The organism is Bacillus pumilus (genome assembly GCF_024498355.1).
Classification (GTDB): Bacteria; Bacillota; Bacilli; order Bacillales; family Bacillaceae; genus Bacillus; species Bacillus pumilus_P.
In genome coordinates this window covers 1,220,815-1,237,131 of record NZ_CP101833.1, presented here as the reverse complement: position 1 = coordinate 1,237,131, position 16,317 = coordinate 1,220,815, and the positions used below count along the sequence as shown (strand labels likewise).

17 protein-coding genes are annotated in these 16,317 nt (G+C 44.1%); 2 read left to right on the top strand and 15 right to left on the bottom strand.

Features of this window, described 5'->3' with window-relative positions:
- Positions 1-12: 12 nt before the first annotated feature.
- From NPA43_RS06140 to NPA43_RS06120, 5 genes are all read right to left on the bottom strand, one after another.
- On the bottom strand, positions 13-558 hold the full coding sequence (locus tag NPA43_RS06140; protein ID WP_230031130.1) for a GNAT family N-acetyltransferase: 546 nt from the start codon (positions 556-558) through the stop codon (positions 13-15).
- 18 nt (positions 559-576) lie between these two features.
- Positions 577-1,065 carry a small multi-drug export protein gene (locus NPA43_RS06135; protein ID WP_230031129.1) on the bottom strand — a complete coding sequence of 163 codons (489 nt, stop codon included), beginning with the start codon at positions 1,063-1,065 and terminating at the stop codon, positions 577-579.
- Between the two features lie 311 nt (positions 1,066-1,376).
- Positions 1,377-2,129: an HAAS domain-containing protein gene (locus tag NPA43_RS06130; RefSeq protein ID WP_230031128.1), complete on the bottom strand. Its 753-nt coding sequence runs from the start codon at positions 2,127-2,129 to the stop codon at positions 1,377-1,379.
- Between the two features lie 4 nt (positions 2,130-2,133).
- Entirely contained in the window at positions 2,134-2,460 is a 327-nt protein-coding gene (locus tag NPA43_RS06125) for a PadR family transcriptional regulator (RefSeq protein ID WP_099727484.1), read from the bottom strand.
- 114 nt (positions 2,461-2,574) lie between these two features.
- The gene (locus NPA43_RS06120; protein WP_034322378.1) at positions 2,575-3,096 is read right to left on the bottom strand and encodes an acyl-CoA thioesterase; all 522 of its coding nucleotides are present in this window, start codon (positions 3,094-3,096) and stop codon (positions 2,575-2,577) included.
- Between the two features lie 179 nt (positions 3,097-3,275).
- On the opposite strand from NPA43_RS06120, the gene NPA43_RS06115 reads away from it, so the two are divergent.
- Positions 3,276-4,136, top strand: a complete 861-nt coding sequence (locus tag NPA43_RS06115; protein WP_249705152.1) for a dimethylarginine dimethylaminohydrolase family protein — start codon at positions 3,276-3,278, stop codon at positions 4,134-4,136.
- A 78-nt stretch (positions 4,137-4,214) separates the two neighbouring features.
- On the opposite strand, the gene NPA43_RS06110 is transcribed toward NPA43_RS06115, so the two are convergent.
- The 10 genes from NPA43_RS06110 to proG all read right to left on the bottom strand — a co-directional run bounded on the left by NPA43_RS06110 (position 4,215) and on the right by proG (position 14,811).
- Positions 4,215-5,183 (bottom strand): ABC transporter ATP-binding protein, encoded by a 969-nt coding sequence (locus NPA43_RS06110; protein ID WP_249705151.1) that lies wholly within the window; start codon positions 5,181-5,183, stop codon positions 4,215-4,217.
- Positions 5,183-6,091: a C40 family peptidase gene (locus NPA43_RS06105; RefSeq protein ID WP_249705150.1), complete on the bottom strand. Its 909-nt coding sequence runs from the start codon at positions 6,089-6,091 to the stop codon at positions 5,183-5,185. Before NPA43_RS06105 ends, NPA43_RS06110 begins: the two co-directional genes overlap by 1 nt.
- A complete protein-coding gene (locus NPA43_RS06100) occupies positions 6,091-7,170 on the bottom strand; it encodes a mandelate racemase/muconate lactonizing enzyme family protein (RefSeq protein WP_230031127.1) in 1,080 nt (359 codons plus the stop codon). Before NPA43_RS06100 ends, NPA43_RS06105 begins: the two co-directional genes overlap by 1 nt.
- Positions 7,167-8,108: a S66 peptidase family protein gene (locus NPA43_RS06095; protein ID WP_230031126.1), complete on the bottom strand. Its 942-nt coding sequence runs from the start codon at positions 8,106-8,108 to the stop codon at positions 7,167-7,169. The genes NPA43_RS06100 and NPA43_RS06095 overlap by 4 nt, the downstream gene beginning before the upstream one ends.
- Before the next feature lie 311 nt (positions 8,109-8,419).
- Positions 8,420-10,042, bottom strand: a complete 1,623-nt coding sequence (locus tag NPA43_RS06090) for a peptide ABC transporter substrate-binding protein (RefSeq protein WP_256499492.1) — start codon at positions 10,040-10,042, stop codon at positions 8,420-8,422.
- A complete protein-coding gene (locus tag NPA43_RS06085) occupies positions 10,039-11,052 on the bottom strand; it encodes an ABC transporter ATP-binding protein (RefSeq protein WP_099727491.1) in 1,014 nt (337 codons plus the stop codon). Before NPA43_RS06085 ends, NPA43_RS06090 begins: the two co-directional genes overlap by 4 nt.
- 7 nt (positions 11,053-11,059) lie before the next feature.
- Positions 11,060-12,022, bottom strand: coding sequence for an ABC transporter permease (locus NPA43_RS06080; protein ID WP_099727492.1), 963 nt, complete (start codon positions 12,020-12,022; stop codon positions 11,060-11,062).
- Complete coding sequence (locus tag NPA43_RS06075; RefSeq protein WP_099727493.1) at positions 12,019-12,954, bottom strand: ABC transporter permease; 936 nt, start codon at positions 12,952-12,954, stop codon at positions 12,019-12,021. Before NPA43_RS06075 ends, NPA43_RS06080 begins: the two co-directional genes overlap by 4 nt.
- An 18-nt stretch (positions 12,955-12,972) precedes the next feature.
- Positions 12,973-13,797 carry a M55 family metallopeptidase gene (locus NPA43_RS06070; RefSeq protein WP_099727494.1) on the bottom strand — a complete coding sequence of 275 codons (825 nt, stop codon included), beginning with the start codon at positions 13,795-13,797 and terminating at the stop codon, positions 12,973-12,975.
- Between the two features lie 189 nt (positions 13,798-13,986).
- Positions 13,987-14,811: a pyrroline-5-carboxylate reductase ProG gene (gene proG, locus NPA43_RS06065; protein ID WP_230031123.1), complete on the bottom strand. Its 825-nt coding sequence runs from the start codon at positions 14,809-14,811 to the stop codon at positions 13,987-13,989.
- A 169-nt stretch (positions 14,812-14,980) separates the two neighbouring features.
- Between proG and NPA43_RS06060 the strand changes: the two genes are divergently transcribed.
- Positions 14,981-16,303, top strand: a complete 1,323-nt coding sequence (locus NPA43_RS06060; protein ID WP_230031122.1) for a S1C family serine protease — start codon at positions 14,981-14,983, stop codon at positions 16,301-16,303.
- Positions 16,304-16,317 lie beyond the last annotated feature (14 nt).

The window sequence follows — 16,317 nt, the reverse complement described above, 5'->3', positions numbered from 1 at the left end:
AATCGGCTCTCTTTATTGTTCAAGCGAGCCGATTTCTCCGTCACGGGTGATGCTGTATACATCAATGATTTGATCCCATTTTGAAATGGTTTTTTCTTTTTTCATGCCCATTTTTAAAGCGATCTTCACTGACGCTTCATTTTCAGGACGAATTAAGCTTACCATTCGTCTGACCTTCATTTCTTCAAAGCCGTATGTCAGACAGCCTCGTGCGGCCTCAACAGCATACCCCTTTCCCCACGCCGCTCTTTTTAGCATATAGCCAATTTCAAGCTCAGTTTGTCCTTCAATGTTTTGCAGCACAATTCCGCTTTGTCCAAGCGGTTCCTTCGTTTCTTTATCTTCAATGACCCACAGGGAGGTATGGTACATGCGGTCATTTTTTTGATTCCAGGCAATCCACTCTTTCGTCTGTTTTTCATCCTTTAAAGAAGGATAATACTTCATGACTTCTTCATCTTGGAACAACTTTTCATATAAGAATGGTGCATCATGCTCATTCATTGTTCTAAGGCTAAGGCGTTCTGTTTCGAGCACTGTCCGTGTCTGATTTTTCACCTATTCTCCTCCCCTCGCTTACTTGCTAAAGATATCTCCAAACAATCCATTTGATTCCGGGGCAAAGTATTGAAAGCCCGCACCGGTTAAACTAGCTGCTAGTGCTGTCCACATCATTAAGCTGACTGTCATCCACACCGCCACTTGTTTTCTTTTCGTACCGAAGCTCATACACATAAAAGCCGCTAAATGACTGCCAATGATAAAAGGACCGACGAGTGCAAGACCAGGAAGACCATATCGTTCCCAAATTTTTCTGGCCCGCAGCTGCTTTTTCTCCCCTTTTTCATCACTTTTATCTTCTTTTCTCTTCAACCGCCATGCTTTAAACCGGTCAACGAAGACAATGAGAAGAAAGACTGTAAGAAAGTTGCCGATGAACCCAATCACCGCTGATGTCACAGGATGCAGTCCACTTAAGATTGCCAGCGGAACGACACCAACCACTTCAAAAAAAGGCAAAGCAGCCAATACAAAAACGAGTATATACCCCCATACAATATCCAAAAACAGAACCCCTTTTCATTTTTGTCCTCTTCCCATTGTAATGAAAAACATGATTCCATTTCTACATTTTTTTAGAAAAAGAAAAGCACATCATATAGGATGCGCTCCAGATTGTTGACAAAGGGCTAAAATAAAGATTATTTTATCTCTTTGTCTTCTTTTCAGCGTGATATGAAAACCCTTGAAGTCTAGGAAGGACAAGTACCGAAGCGGAGCGAATTTGACATTCGTGAGCACCGGCACACAGGAGTGACACCGAATGCGAGGGTTTGTCCTCACGCTGAGGCACATCGTATAGGATGTGCTCTGTTTTACATGGTATTTTCATTTTTCTTGTTTGTTCTCCGCAAGACAACTAGCGTGAGCAATATTAAGATGACAACAGATAGCAGGCTTGTGAGCAGAAGCACACTTGGTGACGTCCAGCCAATCCATTCGAATATGAGCTGCGGTCCGAAAAAAATAATCGGAATCAGTGAAACGACATTCGCCTTTAAGATTGCATTAAATACGACGATACAAAGCAACATCAGAAGGATGACGCCCCATCTTTGGCTTGAAGTAAGCACAAGTAATGGTGTACCGAGCTTTTGATCCAATAATTTCACTGTGATCATGGCCGTCAGCTGAAAGATCCCTAAGATCCAAAAATAGAAAAATGCCCGGCGGCTTGTTTGAAAGGCAGACGCTCTAAACATCACAATCGTTATGATGACATTGGCCACTAAAATGAGCGGGTAACCAATCAGTGCGTACCAAGAATACGATAAGCTTTGACTGACTGCGTCTGCTAAAATCATGTAAAAGAGCGACCCAATCAAAAAGGCACTGACAAATGGAACCCAGTCTTTATGATGTCTTGAAAGCTCTTTTGCCAGTTCATCAGCAAAGCCCCGCGGATCTCCGCCAAATATATCCTCACCTGATTTGCCATCTTTCTCAGCCTCGACAGCGTGTGTTGTCAATTCATCCATGACCTCGTCAATTTCGTCCTCATTTTTCCCCTTTGATATGAGATAGAGTTTCAGCTCTAGTAATATGTGTCTTGTTTCTTTAGTTACCATATTCTCACTTCCTTTTATGTAATAAGCGCTCTACATTTCCTGACAGCTCATTCCAGCGTGCAATAAAATCTGTTAGCGCATGTTCTCCCGCTTGAGTGAGCGTATAGTATTTCCTTTTCGGCCCGCTTGCTGATGCTTTTGTGACCGTGCTGACCAGCTGTTCTTTTTGCATACGCAGCAGAATCGGATAAATACTTCCTTCACTAATTTGATCAAATCCATAATGCGCGAGCTTCTTCGTCATTTCATACCCATAAATATCACCTTCAGAAATAATCGACAGCAGGCAGCCTTCTAAAATTCCTTTTAGCATTTGTGTTGATGTTGTCATCATTATTCCTCCGATTTCAGTACCTTGCACCACAAGATAGCTTCATCTTACCACATACTACCTTGTCATGCAAGATACCATAATAGAAAAAAATCACCGCTTAAAGGGTGATTTTTACGCCCATGGTTTATCTGTCCCAAGTGCGTCAGCCAATGCTTTACTATGCTTTCGGCGGCTTTTTCTTTCCTCTGCTCGCTGCTTCGCTGTTTGATGCAGCATGATTTCTTCCTCTGTTTCCGGCATGACTTGTGGGACTTTCTTTGGCTTCCCATTTTCATCTAGCGAGACAAAGGTAAGAAATGAAGTCGCTGCGAGTCTGCGCTCTCCAGACATTAAGTTTTCTTTGATGACTTTGACGAATACTTCCATAGAAGATGTGCCGACCCATGTGACATAGGACTCTAAGCATACAGACTCTTTTTGTCCAATCGGCTCTAAAAAATCAACTGAATCCATTGATGCCGTGACCGTTTCACATCGGCTGTGTCTTGCTGCCGAGATGGAGGCAATATCATCTATATAACTCATTAATTTACCGCCAAATAATGTTTGATGGTTATTCGTATCGAGAGGGAATACCCTGCTTGTTTTAACGACTTTTGATTCTTTACAATACTTGAAATTTTCTTCACTCATCATCATAGCCCCTTCTTGCTGATTTCTTTGATGCGGAACGCTTTTTATTAAACACTATTCTTTTAGGTTTGTCTAAACTTTTTGCTTTAGTCTCACATGAGAGATTTTCTTTCGGAAATGTTTCAACATTTACTAGAAGGAGGAATAATAGAACTATCTACGAACAAGGAGGCCATTTGATGGATTCTATGAAATCAGAGAAAGTGTACAAAACGCCGCACTGTATGAGTGAATATGATGCTTTACAAGAAGTCCTCTTATGCAGCCCTATCTATATGGAAATCAAACAAATCATCAACGAAACCCAAAAGCATTTTGCTAGAGAAAATATTTCTCAAATCAAAGCAGTGGCTCAGCATAAGCAGCTGATTCAAACGTTAAAACACCATCATGTACGGCCTACCCTGCTTCCTGCAAATGACCGCTTTCCTGAACAAGTCTTCACTCGGGATATTGGGTTTACGATTGGACATACCTTATTTGTGTCAAACATGGCCGCTTCGGTTCGGCAAGGGGAAGAACAATCCTTAAAAGAGTGGGCTCAGGCAAAGGGATGGACAACCGTCACCGTGACAGATGGAACGATTGAAGGCGGCGATGTGCTTGTGGATCAGACCCGTGTATTTGTTGGAACGAGCAAAAGAACAAATCCAGCCGCTATCCATCAGCTAAAAAAAGAGCTGCCGGATCACGACATCATTCCCATTCATCTTCCTCCTCACATTTTGCATCTCGATTGTGTGATGAATATTCTTTCTCATGAGGAGATATTGATTTACCCTGAAGCCTTCACCAAAAAGGATCTTCACTTGCTCAAAAAGCATTATGACCTGATTGAAATAAGTGAACAAGAGCAATTCACACTTGGACCCAATGTTCTATCCATTGGGAAGAAAAAAGTGATCAGCTTACCGATCAATCAAGAAACAAATGCTGCATTAACCGCTCACGGCTACACCGTCATTGAAGTGGATTTTTCAGAAATCATTAAATCTGGCGGCTCTTTTAGATGCTGCACACTGCCTATTAAGCGTTCATAAATACAAAAAAGCCAGCTTGTAGAACAGTTTGTCTACTTGCTGGCTTTTATGCGGCTTGTCCTATGCCATGGCATGGCGTTATTTCCTATCGTATAAATGACAGGCGACTTCATGTCCTTCTTCTGCTGCTTGTAATGTTGGCTTTTTTTCAGCACAGATGTCCATGGCGGCAGGACATCTTGTTCGAAATACACAGCCGCTTGGCGGGTTCACTGGACTTGGAATTTCTCCTTTTAAAATGAATCTTTTGCGCTTGTCTTCCACGTCAGGATCTGGAATGGGGATAGCAGATAGCAGAGCCTGTGTATACGGATGCAGCGGCGTCTTATATAAAGCATCACTGCTCGTCATTTCCACGAGATGTCCTAAATACATCACACCAATTCGATCGCTGATATATTTGACCATAGACAAATCATGCGCAATGAATAGAAACGTTAATCCTTCCTCTTTTTGCAGCTTTTTCAGCACATTCACGACCTGTGCTTGAACAGATACATCTAGTGCAGAAATCGGCTCATCTGCCACAATAAATTTTGGGGCTAAGGCAAGTGCTCTTGCAATTCCTATTCTCTGCCTCTGTCCTCCGCTAAATTCGTGCGGATAGCGGGTGGCGAAATCATAGCTTAGCCCTACCGCTTCAAGTAGTTCTTTCACGCGGGCAATCCTCTTCTTTTGACTCCCATAAAGGTTATGGATCTCCATCGGTTCGAGCATAATATCTTTTACTGACAGCCTTGGGTTTAAAGATGAATACGGATCTTGAAACACCATTTGGATTTGTCTATTGAAATCAAATGCTTCACTTTTAGACAGGTGGTGAAGACTTTTCCCTTCATACAAGGCTTCACCATCTGTCGGGTCGTAAAGCCGCATGAGCACTTTCCCAAGTGTGGATTTCCCGCAGCCAGATTCACCAACGAGACCAAAGGTTTCACCTTGTTTCAGCTGAAAAGAGACGCCGTCTAATGCTTTTAAGGTTTTTCCTTTGGATAGATGAAAATGTTTTTTGAGATTGTTGACTTGTAAAAGTGGTTCAACTGCCATCACACCTTCCCCCTTTCGCTTGGCAAATACCGCCTTGCACCTGCCCATTCTCTCTCATATGAAGTGCCAGAAAGGGAAAGAAGCTCAATTTGTCTACCGGTTTTAGGCGAGTGAAGCATGAGGCCATCCCCCGCATATATCCCAACATGGCGAACAGCTCCCTTGCCATTTTCATTTGCAAAAAACATCAGATCACCTGGTTCTAAATGGCTTGATGTGACCGGGGTTCCTTGAACTGCTTGTTCGCTTGCATCTCTTGGCAAAAGATATCCGCACGCTTTGTACATGCTGTAAGCAAAACCGGAACAGTCGTAGCCAAAGCTGCTCATGCCGCCCCATAAATACGAAAGCCCGATAAATTGTTTTCCAATGTCTAAGGCATCCTTACCCGTCATAGTGAAAGGCAATGAAACCGGACGCACATCCTCTTTTTTGATTTCTCTCCTTCCTACTGGGGTAAGAACATGAAAGTGATCACTGGCTTCTTCAACCGCTGCCAGCTCTGTTAAAAAACTAACCTCCATATCCGCTTTCCCTTTTTGATATAACACGGCTTTTTTCTGACCTACGACATGGGTTGTAGCTGGCGCACCTTCCTCCGTTACTTGCTTTAATTGCTGAATAGGGATATAGCCAGGATAGCCTTGCGGATGTTTCCGGCTTGCCTGCTGCGGGATGACGACTTTCATCCATCCGTCTGTCTCTTTTAATCCAATGACTCGTTCGCCGAGCAGCACTTGCGATTGAATCAGATTTTCTTCACATAAAGCCAATTTTTCTTCGTAGGTTTGCTGGTTAATCCACTCTTTGATTTTGACGGAACCCTGAAGAATCTTTCGATCAATTTCTCTTGGCGACTGCGGCGCTGTCCATACATTCGCGACTGGAACCTTTGATTCATATATCATCACGAGACTCCTTTCACTCCTTGAATGCCTAACCCATGATGTGGTGGAAAGAATATATTTTTTCCTTTGTACACGATTCCTCCGTCTATTAAGTCCTCTTTTAGCATAAGCGGGGCATCAAAGTCGTAGCGGGTAATATTCGGCTGGCTTGCGGCGAGATGAGCGGCTGCTGTAATGCCAATTTTGCTCTCAATCATACTGCCAACCATGCACTTTACGCCGTAAGCTTCTGCTAAACCATTGATTTTCAGTGCTTCTTTTATACCACCTGATTTCATTAATTTTAAATTCATCAGATCACAGCTTCTCGTTTCAAGCACCTTGATCGCATCATGGAACCCGAAAATGCTTTCATCCGCCATAATCAACGTGTCTGTGGCTTCCGTCACCCGGCGCAGGCCTTCGATATCTTCTTTAGGCACTGGCTGCTCAACTAGTTCGATATTCAGCGCCTCCATTTTTCGAATGGCCACGATCGCTTCCTTCCACGTCCAGCCCTGGTTTGCATCGAGCCTGATCTGAATATCCGGCCCGACTTTTTCTCGAATCCGCTTGATGCGCTGAATATCAGTGTCTATGTCATCTTTTCCTACTTTTATCTTTAAAGTATGAAAGCCTTCAGCTACGTATTGCTTCGCATCTTCTGCCATCTCTAGCGGCCGGTTTACACTGACTGTATAATCGGTTTCAAGCTGATCGCGATATCCGCCAAGGTATTGATAAAGTGGAAGCCCTGCCTGTTTCGCTAAGCCATCATAAATCGCCATATCAATTGCAGCCTTTGCACTTGTGTTGCAAGCGAGCACACGGTCTATAGCTGAAAAGATTTGTTCATATTGCGACAATGAAGCCCCGAGCAAGATCGGCCTGATCACTTCACAGATGGCATAGTCGATGCTTTCCAGCGTTTCACCTGTAATCACCGATGTTGGGACTGCCTCTCCGTAGCTGATGTCCCCTTGATCATATGTGATGATCACGATGAGAGATGCTGCGTCATACACCGTTCTTAAAGCGGTTTTGAACGGCTTCTTTAGCGGTACACTCGTTCTGCATGTACGAACATCTACGATTTTCATTTGATCGCCTCTTTCGCTGCGACACCTGGAGAAATATGCAGTTTTTTCCCCGTCGCATCTAGTGCAGCCTGCACGCCTATTGGGATGGCAAAGTTCGGAGATGAATGACCGATCCGAAAGCCGCCAAGTGCAGGTTTCTTTTGCGGCACAATATAGGTCTCCCATAGCTCTTCCAGCGTTAAGGAATGCTCTTTCTTTTTTGGCTCACATTGATGAAAATCCCCTATGATGAATCCAGCCGCATCCTCCAATTTGCCAGCAGATGTAAGGTGCTGCATCATTCGATCGATTTTATATGGTTCTTCGTCAATATCTTCAATGAACAAAAGCTTCCCCTTCGTATCGATCTCAAACGGTGTACCAAGTGTTGTCACGATCAGGGCAAGGTTCCCTCCTGTGATTTCGCCTGAGGCAGTGCCGTGATAGAAGGTTTGAAGTGGTGACAGGTGATGCGCATACGTAAAGGTCTTCGGAGTGAACAGCTGCAAAAAAGTATCCTTCGTATACGGATGGACCTCCTCACATCCCACATCAGAGGAAAGCATCGGGCCATGAAAGGTCACAAGACCCGTCTGCTGCTGGATGGCCGTATGTAAAAACGTAATATCACTATAACCCCAAAAGATTTTTGGGTTCCGGCGAATGAGGTCATAATCAATCGCTTCCGCAATTCTTCCAGTCCCGTATCCTCCGCAAGCACAAATAACGGCCTTCACTTCTGGATCTTGAAACATGCGATGAAGATCTTCTACTCGCTTATGATCGCGGCCTGCTAAATACCCATACCGGCAGTCAATATACTTCCCTTTTTTCACCTTCAGCCCAAGGCTTTCTAAAAAGGCAATCCCTTTTGCTAATTTCAGCTCATCAGGCGGGCTTGCTGGTGCAATAACCCCCACCGTATCCCCTGTTTGAAGTGCCGCTGGCAGCTGGTTCATGCCATATCCCCTCTTTCTCTTTTTCTTTCAATCTATGGGCATCTTCTTCATAACATGAACGAATAAAGGAACAGACGCTTTTTTCAAAGCGTCCAAGATTGTTGACAAAGGGCTAAAATGACCTTTATTTTAGCCCTTTGTCTTCTTTTCAGCGTGATAGAAAGCCCTTGAAGTCTAGGAAGGACGAGTACCGGAGCGGAACGAATTTGAGATTCGTGAGCACCGGCACGCAGGACTGACACCGAATGCGAGGGTTTGTCTACACGCTGAGACGCTTTTTTCAAAGCGTCCCTTTACCACATTTACTTCATTTACTCTCCATCTACTTGCGCCCATTTCAAATCGATATAACCAACAGGGTGACGGACAATGCCCTTCACGCCTTCTTTTTGTAGATGTACTTGGTTATAAAAATGTATCGGAATGATCGGTGCTTCTTCAATGAGAAGTGCCTCCGCATCATGCAGAATGCTGTTTCTCTTTTGTTCATTTGCTTCTTGGCTCGCCTTTTTGATCAGCTGATCATAGGTGTCATTTGACCACCCTGTCCGGTTCATCGCATTCCCTGTTTGGAAGCTCTCTAGGAAATTGATCGGATCTGCATAATCTGCTAAAAATGAACTTTGCGAGAATTGGAATTTCAGTGCTTTTTGATCTTCTGCAAACACATTCGCTTCCATGTTCGCAAGCTTCACGTCTACACCTAGCGCTTCTTTTAATTGCTGCTGAATGGCTTCCGCCTTTTTCTTGTTCTCAGGCTTTGTACTATATGTTAATGTGACGGGCGGCAGCTTCGAATAGTTTTCTTCCTTCAGCCCTTTTTCTAACAGCTTCGCAGCTTCACTCTTATCATTTTTCACAAGATCGCCGCGAGCTTCTCTGAAATCCTCACCCTTTGAATCTAGAATCCCCGGCGAGACGAAGGCACGTGCTGGCTTCTCTTCATTTTTCGTCACATAATCCACGATATCTTGCGGGTTGATGGCCATTTGAAAGGCTTTGCGAATGTTCTTATTTTGAAAAGGTTCCATATTCACATTCAGACGATAAAAGAACAGTCCGGCCTGATCTTCAATTTGTACATCTTTATTTTTCAGCAGATTTTCACTTTGCTCTGCTGGGACAAAGGCAGTATCTAAATCTCCTGATTGATACATTTGATAATCTGTGTTTCGATCACTGATCATCAGCCATTTCACTTGATCCAGCTTAACCATTTTTTTGTCCCAATACGTCTCACTTTTTTCCATTGTGAAGCTCTCGTCATGCTTCCACTCTGTGAGCTTAAACGGTCCATTCCCGACAAAGGTTTTGGCATCCTTCGCCCAGTTCGGATCTTTCCCTGCCACCTTCTCATTCACAGGGAAAAAGGCAGGATTTGCGGTCATATTTAAGAAAGATTTCTGCGGGTACGCAAGTTGGACTTCAAGCGTTTTGTCATTTACAGCGGTGACTTTCACGTCTTCTTTCTTTCCTTTGCCGCTGTTAAATGCCTCGCCTCCTTCAATCATGTATGCTAAGAACGATGCAGAAGATCCTGTTTTCGGATCTAACAGCCGCTTCCAAGCATATTCAAAGTCGCTCGCTTTGACTGGATCACCATTCGACCACTTGATACCATCTCTTAAATGGAATGTGTACGTTTTCCCGTCCTCTGAAATCTCCCATTTTTCTGCCATTGCAGGAGATGGTTCGTGCTTTTCATTCAGTCTCGTTAACCCCTCCATTAAGTTATTCAGCCCTTGCCAAGATACATTATTAAAACCAATCGGCGGATCAAACGACGTCGGTTCGTTTTCGTTATTTATGGTTAACACTTTCTCTCCACCCTTATTGCTTGACGATCCTTTACTTGCTTGCTCATTGGCTGTACATCCTGCGAGCAGCATGATTGTTAACAAACATACACTGACGATCCAACCTTTTTTTCTCATGAGAAACTCCCCCTTTGTGTTACAGATAAAATCGTTTGTTTTGCTCGTTCATCCTGGAGCCAGCAATGCACTGTATGTGTAGGTGAACGCTGCGTTTCATGCGGCATGATATGATCACACACTTTCATGGCTGCCGGGCAGCGCTCTGTATACGGACAGCCTTTCGGTGGAGCAAATAAATCCGGCGGGCTTCCTTCAATTGGAATGAGTTCATCTTTCATATCAAGTCTTGGAACGGATTGCAGCAGTCCTTTTGTGTACGGGTGCTGCGGACTGTAAAAGATATCCCGTCTTGTGCCGACCTCAACGATTTTCCCTCCGTACATCACAGCCACTCGATCTGCGACTTGAGCTACAACCCCTAAATCGTGTGTGATTAAGATAATGGTGACACCTGTTTTCTTCTGAATCTCTTTAAATAGCTCTAAAATTTGCGCTTGTATGGTGACATCAAGGGCAGTTGTCGGTTCATCTGCGATCAGCACCTTCGGCTCGCAAATCAGCGCCATTGCAATCATGAGCCGTTGTCTCATTCCGCCGCTGAACTGATGTGGATATTGCTTTAGTCTCTCCTTCGGCTGCGGAATGCCAACCAAATCAAGCATTCGAACAGCCGCTTCTTTCACTTCTTTTTTTGTCAGCTTCTGATGCTCCTTCGCTGCTTCCATCAGCTGATCACCGATTGTCAAAGTCGGGTTCAATGCGGTCATCGGATCTTGGAAGATCATAGAGATATCGACACCACGGATGGCGCGCATTTCTTTTTCAGATAAAGAAAGCAAGTTACGGTCACGAAACCAAATTTCCCCCTGATCTACATGAGCGCTGTATGCCGGAAGAAGCCGCATGATACTTTGTGACGTCACACTTTTTCCGCAGCCTGATTCTCCAACAATGGCAAGGGTTTCTTTTTCATACACATCCACATTCACCCCGCGTACCGCTTGAACCGATCCGCCATATGTCCGAAAGCTGACATGCAGATCGATCATTTGAAGAACTTTTTTCAAAGCGCCATCACCTCTTCATCTTTGGATCAAGCGCATCTTGCAAGCCATCACCTAAATTGTTAAAACAAAACATCGTCAGTGAAATAAAAAATGCAGGGAAGAACAAACGCCACCAGTGACCATTGTCTGACAGGACAGTCGGCAGAGCATCATTGGCCATCACGCCCCAGCTTGCAAATGGCGCCTGGATTCCTAAACCGAGAAAGCTTAAGAACGCTTCAGCAAATATCGCTGTCGGCACAGTCAGAGTCATCTGGACGATAATCGGCCCCATCGTATTCGGCAGTAAGTTCCGGCGGATGATTCGCAGGCTTTTTGCACCAAAGGTTTTCGAGGCAAGGACATATTCCTGGCTTTTCAGCTGAAGAACCTGACCTCTCACAATTCTCGCCATTCCAATCCACCCTGTGACGGTGAGCGCTACAATAATGGTGACAAGCCCGGGCCCCATGAGCACCATCAATAAAATGACGACGAGTAAATAAGGAAGACCATAAAGCACCTCGACGATTCGCATCATGACATGGTCATATCTCCCGCCCTTATAGCCCGCAATACCGCCATAAATCACGCCGATGGCAAAATCAATGAGTGCTGCCATCACACCCACAAATAACGAAATGCGTGCTCCGTACCATGTACGCGTGAACACATCTCGTCCAAGCTCATCCGTTCCAAACCAGTGAGCAGCCGAGGGCGGTAGATTTTGCATCGAAAGACGCTGCTCTGTCACATGATTTGGGGCAAGCAGTGGACCTAAGACCGCCATCATAAAAAGAAAAATCAGCACCGATAGACTAAACATCGCGAGCTTATTTTGCTTTAGCCGTCTCCATGTATCTGCCCAGTACGAAAGAGAGGGTCTTTTAATGGCATGGGCTTCGGTCTTCTTTTGCTCTCTAGGAGAAAACCATTCATCCGGCACTTCATGGTTTCGGTTTGGTTGATCGTGCTGAAGGTGTACGCTCATGCCTTTCCTCCTTTCTGATGCAGCTGAATCCTTGGATCAAGCAGACGATACGCCACATCTACAATGAAAAGAAGTGTGATTAAGATGATGCTGTAAAAAACAGTGGTGCCCATGATCACAGGATAATCACGGTTGTTAATACTCTCGACAAAGTATTTTCCCATTCCAGGAATGGCAAATATTTTTTCAATGACAAAACTTCCTGTTAAAATACTTGCGACAAGTGTTCCAAGAATGGTCACAACGGGTAAAAGCGCATTCCGAAGTGCATGTTTAAACACAATTTTAAAAGGAGAAAGTCCTTTCGCTTTGGCAGTGCGAATATAGTCCTGCGTCAGTACTTCAATCATGCTCGATCTCGTTAACCGGGCAATAATAGCCATTGGACCGACAGCCAGTGCGATTGTAGGAAGCACCATATGCATCGGACTTGTCCACATCGCTGTGGGGAAGAGCTTCAAATTCACAGAAAGCTGCTGAATTAATAAGGTAGCAAAGATAAAGTTTGGAATAGATATTCCGAAAACAGCAATGGTCATGGCGATATAATCAATCAAACCATTATGCCGGAGGGCAGCCATGACCCCTAGCAGGATGCCAGAGATGACAGCAATCAAAATTGAGATAAGACCAAGTTCTAATGAGACTGGGAAGCCTCTCGCCAATAGATCATTGACGCTTTCAGAGGGCTTTTTAATGGAAGGACCAAAATCAAAGGTAACGATGGATTTTAAATAGATGACATATTGAACATAAAGTGGTTCGTCTAAGTGATAGTAGCTTTCGAGGTTTCGCTGGACGGTTTCGTTTGTATTTCGTTCTTCATTGAAGGGCGATCCTGGAATGACCTTCATCAAAATAAACGTTAAAGTCGTAATGGTTAAGATCGTGGCAATCATTGCAATAAAACGCCTGAGCAAAAAGCTGGCCATCTGCTGTCTCCCCCTCGCTTAACAAAATGTTGTACGTGCGGCAAGCTCTGTCATGACAAGCATCGCTTGGTAGGCTTCTAATATATTTTTTGCTTGATACGTCACCGTCGTCGTCCCTTCTATGATGGCAGTACCCGGCATTAAATTCGCCCATTCGGCTTGTCCATAATTGGCGAACTCGATCTTGAGCAGCGGCTGATCAGGAGGCGTCAGCGGCTTTATTTGATGAATCTGTTTCATTGCAGCTTCCACTTGCTGCGAGATTTGTTTATTTACTTTGGCTGGGGTTAAGCATTTCACAGCAGATCTTGAAATGGTTTCTTTCACTGCAACTGTTTTCACGCCAGGCAACAGCTTTTCTGCTTCAAGTGCTGCTTGATCGTCTCCGCATACAAGGATCACCGGAACACCATAATAGCCTGCGACATACGCATTAAAGCCCATTTCACCAATTGGATGATCATTTATGTAAAAATGTCTGACACCAAAAATCATACTGTGGGACATCACACCTTTCATTGATGCCCTCGCATGGTAGCCTAAAAAAACAGCTGCATCATACGTTTGATCTAATCCTTGAACCATTGAATAAGGTTTTACATCGCCTGATATGAGGGCTGCCTCTTCATGCAGTTCTTCGATCAAGAGATTATTCATTTTAGAATGACTGTCGTTGACCAAAATATCGGTTGCACCATGCCCAAGAAGAGCCTCTACACAGGCATTCACTTCATCTGTCATGATTTTTCTGCCCCGCTCATAATTGTGCTGACGAGCATCGACAAATGTATGATCAGCTAGACCAGTAATACCCTCCATATCGACAGATACATAGAGCTTCATCCCCATCCCCCTTTAATTAAATTTAAAATTTGTTTATATTTTTCTAAATTTTCTAAAAAATTATATGAGAACTTGTTTGATTTTTCAATACATTTTCTAAAAATAAGGAGTTTAGACTCATCTGCTACAGGTCAAAAGAATAGAAAGTAAAGGATTTTTTTAACAAATAAAACACCACTAACTATGTCTTTAGTGGTGTTTATTTGCTTCGTCTATCTGCGATTTCAGCTGATCGTATTTCTTCATGGTTTGTGTAAATAAGTCATCAAACATCTGCGGTGCCTGCTTTTGAATGACCGCAGCGCCTTCTCCTGTAATCCCGCCTTTTGTCGCCACCCTATTGACCGTTTCAGCGAATGTGAGGCCGTGTTCTACAAGGACTTGGCCTGTGCCTAAAAGCGCATAAGTTAAAAATTCATATGCTTCCTCTAAGGAAAGCTCACTATTTCTCACAGCGGCTTTCGCCATTTCTTCAAAAATAGCAGCGATAAAACCAGGAGAAGAGCTTGTCAAATTACTCGCCGCATCAAACCGGTCTTCCTCCACTTCCCGGACGATGCTAAAGGCTGAAAGCAGACGGTTCAAACGTTTTTTCTCTTCATCCCCTACGGTTACACCATGCGCAACTAGCGATACGCCCGTCCCAACGGCTGAAGTCAAAGTTGGGATGTATCTGGATACTGGTTGATTCGTATGCTGCGTTAATTTATCTAACGTCACAGCCGCTGCCACTGACACAATATGTATCGCTTTCTTTGCCGGGTGCAGCTGATCCAGAACGTCAAGTACAGCAAGCGGCGGCACACAGACAAACAGAACATCACATGACGCAGAGAGTTCATCTAATGAGCAGATGTTTACATCATCGTGCTTCTCTTTGAGCTGATGCAGCCGCTCCGTTTCACTTCTTGTATGGATCATGAACTGACGGGCATCTAGCACCCTTTTTTCCAGCCATTTTTGTACCATCATATCAGCCATGCTTCCATATCCAATGATTCCGATTGTCTCCACAGTTTAATCTCCTCTATTTTGCTTAGATTCACTACTTATTTTAACAATTTCCCACAATGTTTTCATTTTTATCCCACATTTTTTTCTTACGATAAAGTCAGTATCCACCACATACCGTAAAACACCTTGAACACATACATGTAAAAATTGATGAAAGAGAGTGATCCGAATGACAAATCACAAAGATGAAAAACAACCTTCTTATGAATTACAAACAATCGAACAACCACAAAAACCGAAGAAGAAGCCGAGTGGCTGGTTTAAGCCGTTCGTAAGCGGCATTGTAGGCGGTACGTTAGCATTAGGTGTCTACGTCCTCACGCCATACGCTCAGCATTCAGAGAGCAGTACAGCAAATAAATCGTCAACAAAAACAGAAGCTGTATCAACAAATGATACAAACGCCAAAACGTCAAAAACGACAGCCGTACAAACATCGAATTCATCAAGCAGCATCTCAAGCATGGTCGAAAATGTATCACCAGCCATTGTCGGCATAACAAACTACCAAACGCAAAGTCAAACGGCAGCGGGTTTTGGCGATGTCAATACGCCTTTCGATGAATCACAGCAAAATCAAAACAAAAGCAGTCAAGAGGAAGAGACTGGTACAGGCTCTGGGGTTATTTTTAAAAAATCCGGCAGTAAAGCCTATGTCTTAACAAACAACCATGTCATTGAAGGGGCAAACAAACTGACGGTCTCCTTGCACGATGGCAAAACCGTTGAAGGAAAATTGGTCGGTGCAGACCCGCTGACTGACCTAGCGGTTGTAGAAATTAGCAGCAGCAATGTCACGAAGGCTGCGACATTAGGCGATTCTTCTTCACTTCGAGCTGGAGAAACCGTCATCGCGATCGGAAACCCGCTTGGCGAAGATTTATCAAGAACCGTGACGCAAGGAATTGTCAGCGGTGTCGATCGAACAGTCTCTATGAATACATCAGCTGGCGAGAGCAGCATTAATGTCATTCAAACAGATGCAGCCATTAACCCCGGCAACAGCGGCGGACCGCTTTTAACAACAGACGGAAAGGTTGTGGGAATCACGAGTATGAAAATCTCTGAAACAGGTGTTGAAGGAATTGGATTCGCGCTCCCAATAAATGATGTCAAACCCATCGCCGAACAGCTTCTCGCAAAAGGAAAAATTGTGCGTCCTTATATCGGCATTAGCATGCTGGATCTTGAACAAGTCCCAAATGTTTATCAGAAAGAAACACTAGGACTCAAAAGCAGTCAGCTGGATAAAGGCGTGTACGTCAAAGATATCGCCGCCGGCTCACCTGCTGCAAAAGCTGGCTTAAAATCAGAGGATGTCATTACCGCCATCAATGGCAAGAAAGTAAAAACCGGCAGTGAATTACGACACGAGCTTTACACGAATGCAAAAGTAGGAGACGCGGTGAAGATCACACTCATTCGAAACGGAAAAGAAGAAACAAAACAGGTCACATTAACGCAATCGGAATCAAAGGAAGTAAGCTCCTAACGAAAAAGCAGCCC